General features: G+C 53.8%; 15 protein-coding genes. 8 read left to right on the top strand and 7 right to left on the bottom strand.

The features are described from left to right. Positions 1–44: 44 nt before the first annotated feature. Positions 45–194 carry a hypothetical protein gene (locus SPI6313_RS02440; RefSeq protein WP_217650472.1) on the top strand — a complete coding sequence of 50 codons (150 nt, stop codon included), beginning with the start codon at positions 45–47 and terminating at the stop codon, positions 192–194. Positions 195–321: 127 nt separating this feature from the next. Here the strand turns inward: SPI6313_RS02440 and SPI6313_RS02435 are convergent, their stop codons facing one another. After that, positions 322–3744: a PAS domain S-box protein gene (locus SPI6313_RS02435; protein ID WP_175551045.1), complete on the bottom strand. Its 3423-nt coding sequence runs from the start codon at positions 3742–3744 to the stop codon at positions 322–324. Positions 3745–4218: 474 nt separating this feature from the next. Beyond that, the gene (gene tsaD, locus SPI6313_RS02430) at positions 4219–5292 is read right to left on the bottom strand and encodes a tRNA (adenosine(37)-N6)-threonylcarbamoyltransferase complex transferase subunit TsaD (protein ID WP_072619556.1); all 1074 of its coding nucleotides are present in this window, start codon (positions 5290–5292) and stop codon (positions 4219–4221) included. Positions 5293–5577: 285 nt separating this feature from the next. Here tsaD and SPI6313_RS02425 point away from each other — a divergent pair, with 285 nt between their 5' ends. From SPI6313_RS02425 to SPI6313_RS02415, 3 genes are all read left to right on the top strand, one after another. Next, the gene (locus tag SPI6313_RS02425; RefSeq protein ID WP_072619555.1) at positions 5578–6072 is read left to right on the top strand and encodes a Photosystem I reaction center subunit III; all 495 of its coding nucleotides are present in this window, start codon (positions 5578–5580) and stop codon (positions 6070–6072) included. 57 nt (positions 6073–6129) lie between these two features. Then, positions 6130–6249, top strand: a complete 120-nt coding sequence (gene psaJ, locus SPI6313_RS02420; RefSeq protein WP_072619554.1) for a photosystem I reaction center subunit IX — start codon at positions 6130–6132, stop codon at positions 6247–6249. A gap of 162 nt (positions 6250–6411) precedes the next feature. Continuing rightward, complete coding sequence (locus SPI6313_RS02415) at positions 6412–7311, top strand: DMT family transporter (RefSeq protein ID WP_072622966.1); 900 nt, start codon at positions 6412–6414, stop codon at positions 7309–7311. Positions 7312–7324: 13 nt separating this feature from the next. Here the strand turns inward: SPI6313_RS02415 and SPI6313_RS02410 are convergent, their stop codons facing one another. Both SPI6313_RS02410 and SPI6313_RS02405 read right to left on the bottom strand, forming a co-directional pair. Further along, on the bottom strand, positions 7325–9169 hold the full coding sequence (locus tag SPI6313_RS02410; protein WP_072619553.1) for a putative bifunctional diguanylate cyclase/phosphodiesterase: 1845 nt from the start codon (positions 9167–9169) through the stop codon (positions 7325–7327). Between the two features lie 254 nt (positions 9170–9423). Next, positions 9424–10665 (bottom strand): vWA domain-containing protein, encoded by a 1242-nt coding sequence (locus SPI6313_RS02405; protein WP_072619552.1) that lies wholly within the window; start codon positions 10663–10665, stop codon positions 9424–9426. Between the two features lie 196 nt (positions 10666–10861). On the opposite strand from SPI6313_RS02405, the gene SPI6313_RS02400 reads away from it, so the two are divergent. After that, on the top strand, positions 10862–14644 hold the full coding sequence (locus SPI6313_RS02400; RefSeq protein ID WP_072619551.1) for a PAS domain-containing protein: 3783 nt from the start codon (positions 10862–10864) through the stop codon (positions 14642–14644). 27 nt (positions 14645–14671) lie between these two features. On the opposite strand, the gene SPI6313_RS02395 is transcribed toward SPI6313_RS02400, so the two are convergent. The 3 genes from SPI6313_RS02395 to rpsF form a co-directional block, all read right to left on the bottom strand. Continuing rightward, on the bottom strand, positions 14672–15109 hold the full coding sequence (locus SPI6313_RS02395) for an ExbD/TolR family protein (RefSeq protein WP_072622965.1): 438 nt from the start codon (positions 15107–15109) through the stop codon (positions 14672–14674). A 13-nt stretch (positions 15110–15122) separates the two neighbouring features. Further along, positions 15123–15542 (bottom strand): ExbD/TolR family protein, encoded by a 420-nt coding sequence (locus tag SPI6313_RS02390; protein ID WP_072619550.1) that lies wholly within the window; start codon positions 15540–15542, stop codon positions 15123–15125. Between the two features lie 621 nt (positions 15543–16163). Next, on the bottom strand, positions 16164–16496 hold the full coding sequence (gene rpsF, locus SPI6313_RS02385) for a 30S ribosomal protein S6 (protein ID WP_072619549.1): 333 nt from the start codon (positions 16494–16496) through the stop codon (positions 16164–16166). 172 nt (positions 16497–16668) lie between these two features. On the opposite strand from rpsF, the gene SPI6313_RS02380 reads away from it, so the two are divergent. The 3 genes from SPI6313_RS02380 (at position 16669) to SPI6313_RS02370 (ending at position 19932) form a co-directional block, all read left to right on the top strand. Continuing rightward, the gene (locus tag SPI6313_RS02380; protein WP_072619548.1) at positions 16669–17445 is read left to right on the top strand and encodes a fumarylacetoacetate hydrolase family protein; all 777 of its coding nucleotides are present in this window, start codon (positions 16669–16671) and stop codon (positions 17443–17445) included. A gap of 201 nt (positions 17446–17646) precedes the next feature. Next, complete coding sequence (locus SPI6313_RS02375) at positions 17647–18636, top strand: NAD(P)/FAD-dependent oxidoreductase (RefSeq protein WP_072619547.1); 990 nt, start codon at positions 17647–17649, stop codon at positions 18634–18636. A gap of 474 nt (positions 18637–19110) precedes the next feature. Further along, positions 19111–19932 carry a hypothetical protein gene (locus SPI6313_RS02370; protein ID WP_072619546.1) on the top strand — a complete coding sequence of 274 codons (822 nt, stop codon included), beginning with the start codon at positions 19111–19113 and terminating at the stop codon, positions 19930–19932. Positions 19933–19997 lie beyond the last annotated feature (65 nt).

Raw genomic sequence — 19997 nt, 5'->3', positions numbered from 1 at the left:
AGTCTGCATTTGAAACAGGGTGTATTAGTGTTGCCTCAGAAAGCTTGATTCTACAGCTTTTGATGCATCACAGTTGCCAACCGACCGATCTCCAAGCGCTGCGATCGCTCACTCAAGCGATCGAAGGTGGCAAGGTGGAACGGGAAAGCCTCGGCACATTGATGATTCCCGCCCATTTAGGGGTGGCGCTCTAACACGCTCCTTGTTCCAACGTGCATTTATCACGAAAAGAGACGTTCCGGTGAACGTCTCTTTTCGTGGGTGGGTACGCTCTGGGGGAGGGTAGCCCCTGTTTATGACTAGGGGATGACTGATATCGAGTTAACGAAGGGCATCAAAGAGATCAAAGAGTTCGCCAAATTCGTAGGCATCGACGCGGTGTAAGAGGGATTGCGCGATCGCATCATGTTCCGGTTCCAACGCCGCGATCAGGGCTTTCATCTCTTCCGCACGTCCCACTTGTACCGCCTCATAGAATTGGTTGCACCAGGATGGGGGTAAAGCGCGTAACGCGGCTGGGGTGAGTTGTGGGGAATCCAGAACCGGGGGCAGTGAGGGGGACGATGAGGAAAATTGAGCGCCGAGGTATTGCTGAAGCAGTTGGATCAGGTCTTCGCCCCGGAAGGGTTTACTCAGCACGGCTTGAAAGCCTTGGGTCAGTAAGAGGTCGCGGTCTTGCTCAAAGGCGCTAGCCGTGACGGCAATGGCGAGGGGCGGGGGGTCTGGGGCTTGGCTGTAAATGGCTTGGAGGGCGCGATCGCCGTCTAATTTTGGCATCCGAATATCCATAAAAATCAAGTCCGGGCGATGGGCGTGCCATTGGGCGATCGCCGCTTCCCCATCCACCGCCTCAATCACCTGAAATCCCCAATTTTTCAACAAACTTCCCAGCAATAACCGATTCACCGGATTATCTTCCGCCACCAAAATTTTGTACTGGGGTTGACCCGGCAGCAACGTCATGGTCAGAGATTGCTGAGTCTGGGTTGGGGATGACTCCTCTTGCCGTTGTACATTAATTGTGAACTGAAACTCAGTACCCTGCCCCACTTCACTATTGACCGTCAAAATCCCCCCAAACAGTTCCACAAATTTGTAACTGAGGGCCAAGCCTAACCCGGTTCCCTCCCGCTGTTGCTGACCGCTTTGGGTTTGCATGAACATTTCAAATAGAGAATCCAATTCGGCCGCATCAATCCCCACCCCCGTATCCGTGACCGTAAAGCGCAATCGACAGTTATCCAAGGTACAGCGATCGCCTTCACCCTCCACACTCACCCGCAAAGCCACTGCTCCAGTGGCGGTAAACTTAATCGCATTATTGAGTAAATTGATTAAAATTTGCTGTAATTTTACACCATCGGTTTGGATCAAACAGGGTACATTTTTATCGTGTTCAACGCTGAAGTTAAGTCCCTTTTTCGTTGCCTTCGGCGCGAGCATCGTGTTTAGATTGTGCAATAAATCATGTAAATTAGTGGTGCTAATGTTCAAGATCATTCGACCCGCCTCAATTTTAGAAAGGTCGAGAATTTGATTGATCAGATTCAGTAAATATTCACCACTGTTAGTAATGGTTTGTAAAAACATCCGATCTTGATCCGACAGGTTCGGGCTGGACATTAATAACTGCGGATAGCCCAAGATGGCATTGAGGGGGGTGCGCAGTTCGTGGCTCATGTTGGCGAGAAAATTGCTCTTGCCTTGGTTGGCAATTTCTGCGTTTTCTTTGGCCTGTTGTAGTTTGGCTTCGAGGGCTTTGCGTTGGGTAATATTTTGCACTTGGGCAATGAAATGGCGGGGGGTGTCGTCGCGATCGCGGATGAGGGCAACGGAGAGCAGCCCCCACACGATCTGTCCCTGGCGATTTAAATAGCGTTTTTCGAGGTTGTAGATGGCAGGCTCTCCATCGATCAGGTCTTGAACCCGGCTCAGGCTCAGGGCTACATCATCGGGGTGGGTAATGTCGTCGATGCAGCATTGAGTGAGTTCGGCTTCACTGTAGCCGAGCATGGTGCAGAAAGCGGCATTGGCTTGAACAATGTACCGAGAGGCGTTGACTAACACCGTGCCCACAGCGGAATAGAGAAAGATACCCCGAAAGAGGGATTCGGAGGCTTGGAGGTCGTGGGTGCGCTGGGCGATCGCGGCTTCAAGTTCGGCATTGTAGCGATTGAGGAGGGCTTCGGCCTGTTTGCGATCGCTAATATCCTGGAAAACATTGATCCCATAGACCACCTCGCCCCGCTGGTCTAAAATCGGAGCCGCATAGACCTCAAGGGGCACACGTCGCCCATCGATCTCTACTTCGATATCGTCCACCTGGGACGATTGGCCCGCCAAGGCCTGGATAATCGGCAAGCATTCCGTCGGATAGTGCTGATCTGTCCCCGCTTGATATACCTGATACCGTTGGCTCATCTCCTCCGGAGCCGCATCGGGAGTACGGTGGCCAAGCAACTCCTGCCCCCGCTGATTGATCAACACCAAACGCCCAGAGGGATCAAACACCCCCACCCCCATCGGCATATTATTGATAATTGCCTCAAGTTGGTCCTCGTTCTCCGTAATCATCTCAAAGGATTGACGTAACTGTTGCTGCATATCAATAAAGGTTTGGCTGAGGCGGTAGATGCTACCTATCCCCATCGGGTCCATCGGAATATCTAGGGTTCCGGCGGCGATCGCCTCCGCATTACGCTGCAACTTCAACAGTGGCTTCGTCATCCAAGCCGCAATCCCCATACTTGCCGCCACCACAATCGCCAACAGACTCCCCAGCCACAGCAAAACCTCAGAGCGACGCATCGTAACCCCTGCCGTAAAGGTAGACTGTGGCACCACAATCATCAAAGACCAGTTCAGACCCGGAGCAGCCTCATTCAAATCACTCACTTGCAGCCAATACTGTTGTTTTTGGGCAGAAAACTGCCGTTGCCAAGACATGGCTAAAGGGCGAGCCTTAGACCGAGCCGTAGACATTTCCGCAACCGCCCTCTGCAATGCCGCCGAGCTTAAATCCTGAAGCCTTAACCGCTTAAACTCCCCCCGATAGCCTGGCGACCCGCTGCCCTTGGTCACATTACGGTAAGGCTCAGTCAGCTGAAACAATGGATCATCGCTAGACGTTGCAATCACGTAGTCTTGATCATCCACAATCACCATCACACAGCCATCACACAACGGAGCAGACTGCACAAACGTTTGCAAGCGGCGTAAATTGAGATTGACCGCAAACACCCCTTGGAGTGCATCTTGATCATCCAAAAGCGGGAGATAAGCACTAATCACGAGTTCCGGAGATGCACCCACCTGAAACGGATCTGTCCAACCCGCCCGCCGCCTTTGCACCGCCTGTTGATACCAGGGGCGCGTGTGTACCGGAAACGGATCAAGGACAATCACCTCAGCCTCTGGCTGCCCCGATGGATCTAAAAAATTCACCACGAACCGTTGAGGTTGATTCGGATCGGATCGCCCCCCTTCAATCATGCCGGGCACAAGGGTACTTTGATGCATAGACCGAAACTCACCATTGGGACGGCCAAACAAAAGGGTCGCAACCGTATCAAACTGTTGAATCCGTTCATACATCATCTCTTCAACCGCTGCCAGATCCTCTAAATCAAGACGGCCTTGCTCAACATCTTGACGGTTGATTCGATTAATTTGCTCAGGCGTTGCCAGAATCGACTGGATATAAAGTTCAGTATTTTGCTCAATTTTGACTATGATTTGACTCACTAATGTGTCAATTGTTTTTTGTCGCTCATGGTACGAAAAATAAATAATTAACCCCGATGTAATGACTAACTGTGTGACAAAAATACCGCTCAGCAGGATTCGGAGCGAGATCGAATTAAATTGGTTCCTACAGAGATTAATCATGGATTTTAATCAACAGAATTTAAAATAATTAATCAATAATTAACAACTGAGTCGCACAAATTCCGCCCAGCATCATCCGAAGAGAAATAGAGTTAAAGCGAAGTTTAAGCTGTTGAATCACAACTCCTCATCAACGTTAAATAAAAGATCTATATGGCAATCCTATTTGAGCTTGAAAATGTAATGTCATCCAGACAGTCCATTGATCCACTATTGCTCAACCTTACCACAGAATATTTTGACCTGTCTGTTAAGCAATAACACATCATTTCTAAGACTAACTCTTAACTATTTTAAATGAGTTCATCGCTTTTTTCTGTACAAAAATATTTAAGAATATTCAGCACTGCGACGTAATTCAGACGGGTACAGGTCCATGACCTGGGTGATGTTACAGCGAGATTGAACGCCGAGGTTCAGGGGGGAATAGTGACCCAAGCGGACATGTTCAGCGGCGGCACAGGCAATCATGGCGGCGTTGTCGGTGCAAAATTTTAAGGGGGGAAAATAAACGCCGAGGCTGTGGGTTTGGGCGGCGGTGGTGAGTTGCGATCGCAGTTCACTATTGGCTGCCACACCGCCACCGACGGCAATAAACGGCAGGTGATGATCGAGGGCGCAGGCGATCGCTCGTTTCGTTAGGGCTTTCGCCACCGTGTATTGAAAACTCGCGGCCAGATCTGCGATCGGTAATTGATCCGACTCAGCCTGAAGACGCTGCACAAGGCGCAGCACAGCCGTTTTGAGGCCGCTAAAACTGGAATCATAGGGATGAAAACCGCCATTGTTGGGCAGGGAAACGCGCCCTTCAGGGAGGGGGTAGGCGTGGGGGTTACCGGTTTTGGCGATGCGATCAATCGCCGGGCCGCCCGGATAGCCCAAACCCAAAAGCCGCGCCACTTTATCAAAGGCTTCCCCGGCCGCATCGTCGCGGGTGCTGCCCCGTTGCGTATAGTAGCCGCAGGCGTTGACCTGGATCAAACTCGTATGGCCCCCGGAGACGAGTAAACAGAGAAACGGCGGCTCTAGTTCCGGTTGGCTGAGGTAGGTGGCGTAGAGATGACCTTCGAGGTGATGCACGCCTAAAAAGGGTTTCCCATGGAGGAGGGCGAGGGTTTTCGCGGCGGTGATGCCCACAAGCAACGCACCGACGAGACCGGGGGCACAGGTGGCAGCGATCGCATCAATCTCCGCCCAGCCTAACCCTGATTCAGCTAAGGCGGTGGCAAGACAGGGGTTCACCGCTTCGAGGTGCTGCCGCGAAGCCAGTTCTGGCACAACGCCCCCGTACTGACGATGGAGGTCAATTTGGGATGCGACCACATTACTGAGCAGGGTGCGATCGCGCACCACCGCCACCGCCGTTTCATCACAACTCGTTTCAATCGCTAACACGGTCGCCATAGCCCACCCAAGATCATTCAGGACAACATTATCGCGTCAACACGAATCCCCACATTCTCCCGCATTCTAAATAATGAATCATCTCGACGGCGAGCCTATTCTGAGCCGCGCCAGATCAGGACACTTCCCCAGTAAATATGGGAATTCCAAGACGCTGCATCACATTTCGTAACGTAATCTTTACTGGGTTAACGCCTCAGAGTAAGATTGCATCGATTGTACACCTGATTTTTTGAATCAACGGTACATACTTTGTAGTATTTCGTAACAAAAGGTAACATTTCTATGCGGAAGTTGTTGGCTTTAATCTTGGTTGCGACGTTGTGGCTTAACTTTGCCCCCGCCGCTTCAGCAGATGACTATGGCCTCGTCCCCTGTAGCGAATCGGCTGCGTATCTTCAAAAATCAAAATCCTTTTTGAATACCACCGCCGATCCTCAATCCGGTCAAAAACGTGCCGAGCGTTATTCCGAAGCCCTCTGTGGCCCGGAAGGCTATCCTCACTTAATTGTGGATGGTCGTTGGGATCACGTGGGTGACTTCACCATTCCCGGTTTAATGTTTCTCTATGCTGCGGGTTGGATTGGTTGGGTGGGTCGTGCCTATCTGATCGCCATTCGTGACGATAAAGATGCAGAGATGAAAGAAATTATCATCGATGTACCTCTCGCCTTCAAACTCATGTTGGGCGGTTTCGCTTGGCCCCTGGCGGCGTTTGGTGAATTAACCTCCGGCAAAATGGCGGTAGCGGACAGCGATGTCCCCATTTCCCCCCGCTAGGGATGGGAATTGAGCCGTTGAAGTTTGTTTGCATAGATACATATTGGGAGAACCGTCATGGCAAAATTTCTTTCGACTGCGCCCGTGCTAATCATGGCGCTATTGACCTTCACAGCAGGCTTGCTGATTGAAATCAATCGTTTTTATCCTGATTTGTTGTTTCACCCTCTCCAGTAGGGAAACACCTTGTCACACCGACAACATCATTAAATTGAATGCTTGAATGGTGTTGCAAACTCGCAATTCATCCTCATGAATTGCGGGTTTTTTGTGGGTTGGTGTTCGGGACTCAAGCTCAGAGCGAATCAACCCGACCAGGGTTTGGCAAACTATGGAGATATGGTGCAATTAACAGCAGTTCAGGGGGAATTGGCGGCGTTGGGGGGGGCGTTGCTCTGGGCGATCGCATCGGTGATCTATGGGCGGATGGGGCAGCGAATTCCGGCGCTGGTGTTGAATTTCAGCAAGGGCGCGATCGCCATTACCCTGATTCTCCTGACGCTGATTCTGGGGCGATCGCCCCTGCCCGATGTTGCGCCCTCGGTGGTGTGGCTCCTCGCCCTCAGTGGCATGATCGGTATTGGCCTCGGTGACACCGCCTACCTCAACGCCCTCCGCACCTTGGGGGCCCGCCGCGCCCTCTTGCTGGAAACCCTCGCCCCGCCCCTCTCGGCGATCCTCGCCTGGGGAACCTTGGGCGAAACCCTCACCCTAGGGTCATGGGCGGGGATTGCCCTCACCTTACTCGGCGTGGCCTGGGTAATTAGTGAACGCACGCCGACCATAGAGACAGCGATCGCACCGTTAAAACAGGGCCTGCTGTGGGGGTTACTCGCCGAATTCGCCCAGGCAACGGGGGCGGTGATGTCACGGGCGGCGTTGGTGGATTCCGCGATGCCGCCGCTGTGGAGTACCGTGATCCGACTGGGGGGCGGTGAGGTGATTGTACTGCTGTTGCTCCTTGGTCGGAGGGCACAGATCCGCAACACCCTGCCGACCCTGACCCGCCGGATAGGAGCCGCGATCGTGATCGCAGCCGTTGGGGGAACCTATCTCGCCATTTGGCTCCAACAGATCGCCCTGAAATACACCGCCACGGGCACAGCCCAAACCCTCCTCGCCACCAGTCCCCTCTTTGTCTTACCCCTGGCGGCCCTCTGGGGTGAAACCATTACCCCACGATCGGTGCTGGGAGTGGGGATTGCGATCGCCGGGATCGCCCTTCTCTTTCAAGCCTAGGGATAATCCACCCTTAACTACACATCCGTAGGGGGTCGTTGGTGCTGAGATGTTGGGTCGCGATCGCAGGCGGCAACGGGCGAGCGAACCAAAAGCCCTGCCCCACATCACAGCCTAGCCGCTGGAGTTGATCCCCCTGTTCAGCGGTCTCAATCCCCTCCGCCACCACATTCAAATTCAAATGATGGGCTAAGGCAATAATCGTCTGCACAATCGCACTGGAATCTTCACTCATCGCACTGACAAAAGACCGATCAATTTTCAATCCTTGGATCGGAAAGGTATGAAGACGACTGAGGGACGAATAGCCCGTCCCAAAGTCATCAATGCAGAGAAAATAACCTTTCCGGGTGAGATGTTCCAAGGCGTAAAGAGTCAGAGAAGACGAGTCAAGAAATAAACTTTCCGTAATTTCTAATTTGAGGGCACGGGGCGGCACGTTGATATGGGATAACAGAGTATCCAGTTGCCGCAAAAAGTCGCGCTGTTGGAAGTGAATGGTGGCTAGGTTGACATTAATCGTAATCGTGTTGAGGTCAATGCCTTGATATTGCCAGGCGTGCCATTGACGCGCCACCGCTTTCAGCACCCAAAAATCAAGAGCCTGGATGAGTCCGGTTTCTTCAGCGAGGGGGATGAACTGACTGGGGGGAATGAAGCCACGGGTGGGATGATTCCAACGGATCAGGGCTTCAAACCCAATGATTTGACGACTTTTGAGGGAGATGAGGGGCTGATAGTGGAGCATGAATTGATCCTGCTCGATCCCGGCGCGAATGTCGTCTTCGAGGGTGATGCGGGCCATGGCTGCCTCTTGCATCTGGGGGGTCAAGGGCATGATGATATTCGTGCCGATGCGTTTGGCTTGATGGAGGGCAATGTCTGCATCGCGGAGAATCTCTGTGGCGTTTCTGTAGGAGAGGGTGTCAGGGATAATGCCGATGCAGGTGCCAATTTGGAGCGACCCTTGCATCAGTTGGAAGGGAAATCGGAGGTGTTCGATCAGTTGTTGGGCGATCGCTTTGCCGTGGTGGGGTTGTACATCAGTCACGACCAAAAATTCATCCCCGCCCAACCGACCTACGATCGCATTTGTGCCGATGAACGATTGCAGCCGTTCGGCCACACCTTGCAAGAGGATATCCCCCACGCCATAGCCAAAGCGATCATTGATCCGTTTGAAGCGATCGAGGTCGAGGAAAAAGACAGTTTTCGGCTGCTGATGGGCGAGACATTGATCAAGGTATTGAATCAGACCGTTGCGATTATGCAAGCCGGTGAGGTCATCATGATAGGCTTTGTAGCGCAGTTCTTCGTCCTGTTCTTTGAGGCGGTGGAGGGCTTGATGGAGGGTTTCGGTGCGCTCGTGGATGTGGGTTTCAAGGTTGTTATTCAGTTTTTGGAGGTCGGCTTCGATCAGGCGACGGGCGGTGATTTCTTGGCTCAGTTGTTGGTGTTGGGCCTGGAGGGTGAGATTGAGCGATCGCAATTGTAAATGCAGTTTGATCCGATTGAGGACAGTGTTTGGATGATAGGGCTTGGTGATCACGTCCACCACTTCCGCCGGTAACCCTTGCTCATTCACATCATCTGGGGCCATGAGCAACAAAACCGGAATGTCCAAGGTGTTGACGTTGCGAGTCAACATCTGACAAATCTCGACCCCTGGGGAAGCGGCGATCGCCCGATCGACCAAAATTAAATCCGGAACGACATTGGCCAATTTTTCAAAGGCACTCTCCCCATCACTTGCAATCAAAACGCGATATCCGCCAGCTTGCAAAACCTGAGAAAGAGTACAAAGGTCATCTAGGTGGTCTTGGATGACAAAAATTAGGGCGGCGTGTTCCATTTCCATACCTACGGAAGGTTGAGACGTGACCTCAAAACTTAACAATCTGAATGTAATTTACAGTGTGAATGTAAAGGTTGACTCATGATGACGTTAAATTCTGATAGTACCCTTCGGGGATCGCTTGTATTGTATGCTGGGCTACGATCGCACAGATTCGCCCCCTAGGCTCACACCCCCCAGAGCAGCCCGACAATCTTAACCCGGCAACATTCCGAGGGCGAGAGTCTCCCCCGGCGGCGACAACAATCCCGTGGGCATTATTCCTGTAAAACCGTTTTGGAGACAATCCGGGTTTTCTTGCGATCGCTTTCTGATAGTTCCGCTCCCGACTGCAAACAGGTGGCACTTTTTTGCAAGACCGTGGCCGCATTTTGATCGCCTAGTTGCAATGCGGTTTTGGCCGCAGTTTGGAGCATGGTGGCCGCCGCTGCGCGATCGCCCTGTTGCAGCTTGGTTTCGGCAATTTGGGTTTGACGATATTTTGCCAGAGCCAAAATTGACTTTTGAACGGTGTCGTTAGGCTGGGCGGCGTAGGTGTCTTGCACTTCGGCATAGACCGGAACCCGCTCGGAGAGTTGGGCTGCTTGGCCGGTGGTGGGGTCGTCGTACTGCACCTGCACCGAGGCGATCGCCTGACTACCAGGGGGCAACTGACTGATATACAAATTCGCCAACACAATCCGCTCTGCCGTCATCAAATCCCCCAACCGCACCCGGTAGGTTTGCGCGTCATCCTGCTCCACGATTAATTCCACCGTTTCCGGCGCAACCTGGGCAATGGGTTTCAACTCCGCGAGGCGGACACCGGGGGCGAGTTCTAAGATTAACGAGGCATTGGTCAACCCCACGGACTGGGCCCGCTTAAACAGACGGTTGAACTCTTCCCCGGCCTGCTCTGGGCTTTCGATATAGACCATCGTTCCCCCGGCAGTATCCGCAATCTGTTCGAGTACGTCTTGGTTCCAATGGGCCCCGAATCCGAGGGTATTGAGGGTAATGGTGTAGTCCGAGGCGAGTTTGGCGAGTTTGAGGCAGCGATCGTTATCGCCGTGCTCGTTTTCACCATCGGTGAGGAGAAAAATCTGGGAGGCTCGGTCTTGTTTCCCTTTGGCGGCTTCTTCGATGCCGAGTTTCATCCCTTCATCGATGGCGGTTCCCCCTGCAGGGCTGAGACGTTCCAGACAGGTTTTAATCGTGTCTAGGTCTTCAACGGCTTGATTGGGCACGAGAATTTTGGCTTTGTGATCAAAGGCAACGATGGCGAGGCGATCGCTCGGTTTGAGGCGATCCACCAACTCCAGGGCCGCTTTCTTGACGGTTTTGAGGGGTGCACCATTCATTGAACCGCTATGATCAAGGACAAGACAGAGATTTAAGGGAATGGCATTGTCCCGGTGTTCCGCGATCGCAGCTAAAGCAATAGAGAGTTGCCGTTGGCTACTCGCTTGATGAGCATCAACGTGGGAATCATTAAGGAGCGGTTGTAATCCAACTTTCATGAGTCAACGCAAGGAGATCAGTATTTTTTCAGGATACGCGATCGCTTTTTGAAATTTCGGACAGTCGCCAGAAACGCCGCAGCTTCTCCGAAAATTCAGACAATTCTGGGGAGACATTATCAAAGCTTCATCATTGCCCAAAACGCTAGACCTACAATGGGAAGTAGGGCTACTCTATTCTCCTGTGCCCATCACCATGGCTCTTAATGCATTACTTGAGATTCAACAATTACTTTTAACTCGCAGCAATGTTGATGATTGTTTAGACGAAATCTTAATGCTCATTGGCAAGATTGCTGACGTTGACCGGGTTTGCTGGTTTGAATGGCAAGGTGAAGCGGCTCAACCTCTTCTCTTTCACCTCCAGTCTCAATGGGCGACAACAGCGGCGATCGCCCTCCCCGCTCCCCATGAATCTGTAGCGGCCTGGCCTGAACCCTATCAAACCCACCATTGGGACACATCCCCCCTACCGTTGACATTAGCCAGCCTCCAAAAGTTCCCGCTGAGTTTCCAAGATCCACACCAGCAAGCGAGTCTCATCTTACCCCTCGTCATGCAAGAGCAATGCTTGGGGTATCTGCGATGCGATCGCCTCCAGCGCCCCTGGGATCATTCCCCCACCCCTGCGCCCACGGAATACCCCTGGAGCGAAGACTGTCTCACCCTCCTACACCTTGCCACCCAGGCCATCACCCTGCGCCTGTCCCAAATCTATACCCTGCCAGACTGCCCCACAGACCCCACCTCATTTAGCGATCATTTCTTTACCCAGTCTGCTGATCCCTGTTGTATCGCCGGGTTTGACGGGTACTTTAAACAGATCAATCCGGCCTGGCTGGCCCTCACGGGCTATCCGGCCGATGAACTCCTCAATCAACCCTATCTTGACCTTGTGCATCCGGATGACCAAGCCTCGACCCAGCAAGCCGCCGCTCAACTGGCCCAGGGACAGGGCCTCTGGTCGTTTCAAAATCGCTACCGGTGTCGTGATGGGACCTATCGTTGGCTGGCGTGGAATTCCATTGCTAATCAGGATGATCAGGTGATCTATGCGATCGCCCGTGACATTACCCAGCAAAAAGAAGCCGAATTGATCCAGCAAGAAAGCCAACAACGCCTTGAAGCCGCCCAAGACCTCGCCAATGTTGGCGATTGGGAACTCGACTTAATCACCGGTCGCATCACCTGGTCGCGCCAACTCTTTCACATTTTTGGCATCAATCCGGACGATGAACCCACCCCCACGAACACCCTGCAATCCTCCGCCTTTGTCCTCCGCGATCAGTACCGGGAATTCATCCACCCCGATGATCGCGATCGCGTCGAAACCGCCATGCAAACCGCGATCCAAACTGGCCAAGCCTATGAACTGGAATACCGCATCATCCGCCCCGACCAAGACATTCGCTATCTACTCGTGCGGGGACAACCCGTCGTTAGTCTTTACGGCCAAGTGGTGCGGCTGTTTGGCACTGCTTTGGATATAACCCGTCAAAAACAGGTCGAGCATCGCCTCAGTAATCGCTTTACCTTAGAACAATTGATCACCAGCATTTCCACCCAATTTATCAATCTCGATTGGGCGGACATTGATCCTGAAATCGAAAGTGCCCTCGGCAAAATCGGAAAATTTACGAACGTCGATCGCAGCTATGTTTGCCTCATTAACAACGAAATTTTAAACCACACTCACGTATGGCAAAACCCGGTGATTTCATACGGTCGGCCCATCTGTACAACGCTGAATATTAACGAGTTGCCCTGGTTACTGAACAACCTGGTTAACCTCGAAGTCCTCTCCATCCCTGCCGTTGCCGATCTCCCCCCAGAGGCGACCCTAGAGCAGGACTACTGGCAAAGCCAACAGATTCACGCCTTGATCTTGGTGCCGATGGTGGCCAATGGGGACTTAATGGGGTTTGTGGGGTTTGACTCCATTGAACAGCCCCGCTGCTGGCAAGAAGAAGATGTGCTGCTGTTGCGCTTGGTGGGGGAAATTTTTGCCAATGCCATGCAGCGGATGCGCACGGAATTGGCCTTGAGTGAAAGTGAATCCCGCTTTCGTCAATTGGCGGAAAATATTCAATCGGTGTTTTGGATGGTTGATCCAGAGATGAAGCAAGTCCTCTATATTTCGCCGCCCTATGCCTCGATTTGGGGGCGATCCTGTGCTGAACTCTATCGCAATTCCCGTGACTATCTAGAGGCCATTCATCCCGACGATCGCGCCGCCATGGATGCGTTTCTTGCGCACCAAGCAAAGGGGCCCAGCGAACTGGAATATCGGATCATTCGGCCCGATGGTGAGGTGCGCTGGATTCGCGATCGCGCCTTCCCGATTGAAAATGCTGCCGGTGAAGTCTACCGGATTACCGGCATTGCCGAAGACATCAGCACCCGCAAATTCACCGAAGCCGCCATCCAAGTCCTGCTCAAAAATACCGCCGCCAAACTTGGCACTGCCTTCTTTCGTTCCCTCGTGAAGCACCTGGCCACCGTGCTCAATGTTAGCTATGCGTTTGTGGCGGTCAGCCTCGATCATCCCCCGACCCGTGCCCGCACCCTCGCCCTGTTTGCCCAGAATGACTTCCAAGACAATTTTGACTACGACCTGGTCGGAACACCCTGTGAAACACTGTTCCAAGAGGAAAACGTGTCTTTTTACCCAGACCATCTGCAAGAGCAGTTTCCCCACGATCATTATCTCCAGACCGAGCAGATCCAAAGTTATGCTGGGGTTCCCCTGAAAAACTCCCAGGGTCAAATGTTTGGGTATTTAGCCATCATGGATACCCAGCCGATGGTGCAGCAAGACTTACCCCTCTTGATCTTGCAACTGTTTGCAACGCGAGCCGGGGCGGAGTTGGAGCGGCTCCAAGCAGAAGACCAACGGCAACGCAGTGAAGAGCGTCTGCAATTGGCCCTAGAGGGCAGTAATTTGGGGCTGTGGGATTTTGACTATGGCCGTCAACAGGTGGTGCATAATGCCCAGTATTGGAACATGCTGGGCTATCCTCTTCAGAATCAATTTACGGATTGGCAGGCCTGGCATAACCTGGTTCACCCGGATGATTTGCCCCAGGTGCAGACTCAACTAGAGCGCCATATTACGGGCCAAACGACGGTGTATCAGGCAGAGTTTCGGATGCGCCATCGGTTGGGGCATTGGGTGTGGATTGCGTCCCATGGCAAGGTGTTTGACTGGGATGAGGCGGGGAGACCTCTGCGGATGACCGGGACTCACATGGATATTAGCGATCGCAAACAGATGGAGCAAATGAAAGATGAGCTAATTTCAGTGATTAGCCATGAACTTCGCACCCCAATGACCTCTCTCCAAGCTGCGTTAAAGCTGATCCTCACAGGCAAACTGGGGCAACTTACCGCCCAAGGGGAACGGATGCTGGATATTGCCGTGGCCAATACGGAGCGTCTCTGTCGGTTGGTGAATGACATTCTGGATTTGCAACGGTTGGAGGCGGGTCAGTCTACGTTGATGATGGTTAACTATTCGGTGGCGCAGTTGTTACAGGATGCGATCGCCGCCATGCAGGGCCTCGCCAACGCCCAAAACCTCCGCTTTGAGGTCAATTCCCCGCCGGCGGATCTCACCCTCTGGGGTGATCCGGACTACCTAGCCCAAGTGCTCACCAACCTGATCAGCAACGCGGTGAAATTTTCACCTCCGGAGAGCACGATTACCCTGACGGGACACCTCAACGCCGCCTCGATGGTAGAAATCAGCATTCAAGATCACGGCCGGGGCATTCCAGAGGAGCAGTTTACCCATATTTTTGAACGGTTCCGCCAAGTGGATGGCTCTGACTCCCGCCAAAAGGGAGGAACCGGGTTAGGGTTGGCGATCTGTCAGCAGATTATCGAACAACACGGCGGCCAAATTTGGGTTGAGAGTGTGGTGGGCCAGGGCAGCACCTTTTATTTCACGGTTCCCACCCATGAACCGCCGTGCCGCTGAGGTTGACCCAAACTCCGTTTTGCTCCTCTAGCGATCGTTTGATGGCGTAGGTGGGGATGGGATGCCGAGGGTGACGCGATCGCCCCCCTGTTCCCGCAGCACCACTAACCAGCGGATCACGTCGTCATAGGCGACGGTGGGGGCGGCGAGGAGCACTACAGCATCGTCCGGTTGGGCGGTGAGGTATTGGGCGACGGTGGCAATGGTGGCGGCGGGGGTGAGGGGTTGGCCGTTGACGGTGGCTTGGTCGGCGGTGTCGAGGGAGATAATCAGGGTGCGATCGCTGTTCGGTTCAACCGGGCGATCGGCCTCGGTATCGGGTAAAGTCACCTCCACCCCCGCCGGACTATCCCCCAAGGTCATCGCGATCGCCACAAAAAACGCCAACACCGCCATCATCACATTGAGCATCGGGGTGAGGTCAATGGTGGGGATTTCAGGGTCACGGCGGGCACGAAAACGCATCGGGGTTTGGGGGTTAATTTTGCAGGGCGAGGGAGACGCGATCGCCCCCCACATTGCCCATTAACGTCAGCAGTTCAGTGATTTCAGCATAGTCCAGGCTGCGATCGGCATTAAGAATCACAATCCCCTCCGGTTCCGCCGCTAAAAACGCCCCCATCACCGTCGCCAATTCCGCCTCATCCACCACCTCCCCCTGAATCACAATCTCTTGGGCTGCCGTCAGGCCAATCACCAACTGCGGCGTATTGTGCGGGAGAGCGATCGCGCCCTCACCCCCTCCCGCACCGGGCAAGGCAATGCGATCCAAGCGCGACCCGGTTAACGTCATCGCCATCACAATAAAAAACGTCAGCACCGACATCAACACATCCAACATCGGGACGAGGTTAACCGTCGGGGCAGGAGTAGCACGGTGTCGGGAACGAAAGGCCATCGTTAAGCAAGGGGAGAGGTGCGATCTGTTGACCCCAGAACCAGTCTAAATGTTTCAGCATGAGAGCATAAAGCGATCTGACAGGCGATCGCTGCCCTGAATCGCTGCTGTTATTTTCCATAGGAGAAGTGACCCAGAGGCTCACACTACCATTGCTATCATCCTCTGTAGTGCGAGCTTCTAGCTCGCTACCCTGAATCGCTCCTCGGATGAGGGAGATCAAATGCAGGTGATCTGACAGGCGATCGCTGCCCTGAATCGCTGCTGTTATTTTCCATAGGAGAAGTGACCCAGAGGCTCACACTACCATTGCTATCATCCTCTGTAGTGCGAGCTTCTAGCTCGCTACCCTGAATCGCTCCTCGGATGAGGGAGATCAAATGCAGGCGATCTGACAGGCGATCGCTGCCCTGAATCGCTGCTGTTATTTTCCATAGGAGAAGTGACCCAGAGGCTCACACTACCATTGCTATCATCCTCTGTAGTGCGAGCTTCTAGCTCGCTACCCTGAATCGCTCCTCGGATGAGGGAGATCAAATGCAGGCTAACAGCGATAAGAGAAGACCCTCCAAAGACGATCTTCTCTTCAATAATAGATGGATGCATCCCTGATGTGGGGGATTAGGCTTCGGCGGCTACGGGTTCGGCTGCTTCTGCCACAGCGGGGATTTCTTGTTTCAGGGACAAGAAGCGCAGCACATCTTCACTTAAGCGCATCATCCGTTCAACGGCAGCCACTTGCTTACCGTCACCACTGTAGTGGACGAGCACGTAGATGCCATCGTTGAATTTTTGAATCGGATAGGCAAGGCGACGACGGCCCCACACATCATTGGTGATTTCCGTTGCACCGTATTCAGTGAGTAGATCTTGATACTTGGTCACGGCTGCGCTGACTTGATCTTCTGAGAGATCAGGGCGCAGAATGTACATCATTTCGTAATTGCGGCTCATTATTAATTGGCTCCTTGTGGTCACTCGGCTTCTGATTGGGTCTAGACTCGTTCCGCGAGAAAGTTCTAGCAATCGAGAAGCAAGGCTTTAGAATCTTACTACGGTTTGTGTCTGTTTCACCAAAGCCATAGCCTTACTATTTTAAACTACGCGCTTCTGCTATTCGTGACTTATGGCCTATCGCTATGTCCGTGTTGTTGATGTTCAAGGGCAAATCTATTATGGATTGCTCCATCCCGATCGCACTCTTCAAGTTCTTGATGCGCCGCCCTGGTTAACGGGGCAGCCGACAGATTTAACCTTAACAGCGGAACAATATACGCTGCTGGCTCCCTGCTCACCTTCAAAAATTATTGCCATTGGCAAAAACTACGCTGCCCATGCGGCGGAAATGGGTACGCCAGTGCCCAAAGAGCCATTGTTATTTATGAAGCCACCGACGACGGTGATTGCGGCTCGTCAGCCGATTGTCTATCCGTCGCAATCGGAGCAGGTGGAGTATGAGGGGGAGTTGGCGTTGGTGATTGGCGATCGCACCTACCAATGTAGCCCCGAACAAGCCGCCCCAAAAATTTGGGGCTACACGATCGCCAATGATGTCACAGCGCGAGACCTCCAGCGGCGTGATGGTCAATGGACGCGGGCGAAAGGGTTTAACACCTTTTGCCCCCTGGGGCCGTGGATTGTCCGAGAACTGAGCACCGAAGCGAAACTGCAAACCTTTGTGAATGACGAACCGGAACCGCGCCAAAGTGCGATCGTGGATCAGATGGTGGTGTCTCCGGCTCAACTGGTGTCCTATATTTCCCAGGTGATGACCCTGTTGCCGGGGGATGTGGTCTTGACGGGAACGCCGGAGGGTGTGGGGCCGGTGATGGTGGGCGATCGCATTCGCATCGAAATCGAAGGCATCGGCAACCTGGAAAATCCCGTGGCGATCGCACCATAGCCCCTCCACCCAGGCGTTTTACTGTATAGCAATCAACAAGGGCATTAGGACAGGCAAGGGGCTTAAGCCCCTTGCTCTCAGAGTCTCTGAATGTCCTAACCGCTCTAGCTAGTGCTATAGATTGTGGCTCATACTGCCACCAGGCTCGACCTTGGGGGCGCAGCGAGGCATTGCAGACATTGGTACAGTTGAGGTGTGGTCATGACAGAGCAGAGCTTAGATGGGTTTGATGTAGCCGTAGTTGGAGCCGGATTAGCCGGATTATCCTGCGCGAAACGGCTCCAGGATCAGGGCAAACGGGTGATCGTGTTAGATAAATCGCGGGGAGTGGGGGGACGAGTGGCAACGCGCCGCCTCTACGAGACTCGGATTGATCATGGGCTGGTGTCTTTTACGATCCAGGGGCCCCACACCGCAAAGCTGTTGCAGGATGAGGCCATACAGGCAACATTGCAACCCTGGGCAGAGGGTTGGGTGTCTCCTTTGGGCAATACCGCCGTCATCAAACAGTTGGCGATGGCGTTGGACGTTCAAACCCATTTCTGTGTGACAGAACTCCATCAAAACCGCGAGGGTTGGGATATTCGGGGCGCAGCCTCTGATACAGCAGTCGTGCGGGCCCGCAGTTTAGTGATGGCGATTCCTGCACCGCAAGCGATCGCCCTCCTGGCCACCCTCATTGCCAGTCAGTCACCCCAGGACTTATTGCAACGCCTCGACCGGGTGAGTTTTGAGCCTTGTATTACGGTGATGGTGGGGTATCCGTTGCCGTTGAGCGAGCAACTGCCCCGCCGGGGTTTAGTGGCGGAGGGCAATGCACCGTTGCGGAGGGTGATTGAAGATAGCAGCAAGCGCCAGAACCCGGCACAGTTGACCCTGTGTTTACACAGCACGCCGGAGTTTGCCCACCAATATGTAGACCGTCACGATTGGGACGCGGCGATTCCGACGCTGATCCAGCATTGGATCGCCCAAGCCGGCCCGAAGTTCCAGATGCCCCTCTGGAGCCAAGGGCATCGCTGGCGCTATGGGTTCACGGCTCAGGCCCTGGGGGTGGCCTGTGTGGGGCAACGGTTGCCGTTGCCGTTGGTCTGTTGTGGGGATTGGTGTTTGGGGGCGCAGAGTGAGGCGGCGATCGCCTCTGGCGTGGCGGCGAGTGAGTGGATTTTGGCGACCCTAGACGCAGGGTGAGGAGTGCGATCGCCTCAAGCTGAAGTCCTTCGCCCCCCATCCCGCTACTCAGTTCCGGTTGGTGATTCTAATTTTTGTCGCTTGACACTCCCCGCGAAGACAGCGACGGGGAGTCTTGGTTCATCGACCGGACTTAACCGAGCCGGATTACTCCAACCCCGCCAGAGGTCTAATCTCCCCAAGCGGATAACTTCCCCTGTGCCCCACGGTAGTTAGTCCAAGGCGCAGGATGCAAACCCGCTTCACTATCGACTCAGCCTGATGCCGATCCTAGACTAAGGCGACTAACGTCGCTCGTGTCGTCTTTCATCCCCGCAATAAAGTGACGGGGCTTTCAGACTCCCGCACTATTTTCGTAAGATGGTTACCAGGAAGATCCTTAATCTTTCGTCGTCCAACGGTCTATCTCTGAATCAGATGCTGTGATCCTTGAGCCGTTGGTGTTGTTCAGGTGGGCTTGGCCAAGTCGATGTAATGGCATATTCCCTTTTGAGTCGGTTTCAGGGTGGTTTACTTGGAAGTGTGATCCGGACGATCGCAGATTCCAGTCATGGTGATTTTGGGCGGTGGGACCGGGTAAAACAGTCAATCTTGCTGTATTTAATCCAGACACCAGAAGCCTCGCTACAGTCCGATGGTGCGTTGGTTGCGTTGTTGCCGCCGGAGATTTCCCCTGGGATGCGATCGCCCTCCGTCGCCGGGTTGGCTTGGGCGATGATGCCGTTGCTCTGTCGATTCCATGGGGCGCAGGCCGTTGTGCCGGCTGCGATCAGCCAATGGGTGGGGGATGAGGCGATCGCCCTCGATTGGCTGTGGGTGTGGGCGATCGCCGTTCACCAAGGCCTACAAGGACAATGGCCGAGCCGTCAATGGCAAACCTCCCTCGCCCAAGACTATGCCATCCTCACCCCTCTGATCACCGGCATGACCCAGGGGTGGAGCCGCCAGCAACTGGCAGTCCACCTCGCCACCAGCCCCAGCCTAGCCCTCCCCATGGCCCTCTACTGTGCCTGGTCTACCCCGGAAGATGTGAGCCTCAGCCTCAGCCGTGCTCAACATCACGGCCCCCTCACCGCCGCGTTAACAGCAACCTTAATGGGGCTGTACCACGGGCAAGCGATCGCCCCCCATGCAAAGGAGCATCCCCTGTGGTCTATAATTCAACAACTCTTTGCTCAGTGGGCAGGGTTAGACCCCCAGGGGCAATGGCATGAGCGCTGGGAGTGGGGAGCGATCGCCCCGGCCGGTTGCTTACACAATCAACATCGTCGCCCCTTTCCGTCGGATGGAGCGTAAGACCGTTTAATCCTGAAGACGTTCGAGACCCAGACCTCTTCCCATCCATCGCCCCTGAACTATCA

The organism is Spirulina major PCC 6313 (assembly GCF_001890765.1).
GTDB classification, from domain to species: domain Bacteria; phylum Cyanobacteriota; class Cyanobacteriia; order Cyanobacteriales; family Spirulinaceae; genus Spirulina; species Spirulina major.
This window is presented reverse-complemented; position numbering and strand designations above follow the sequence as displayed.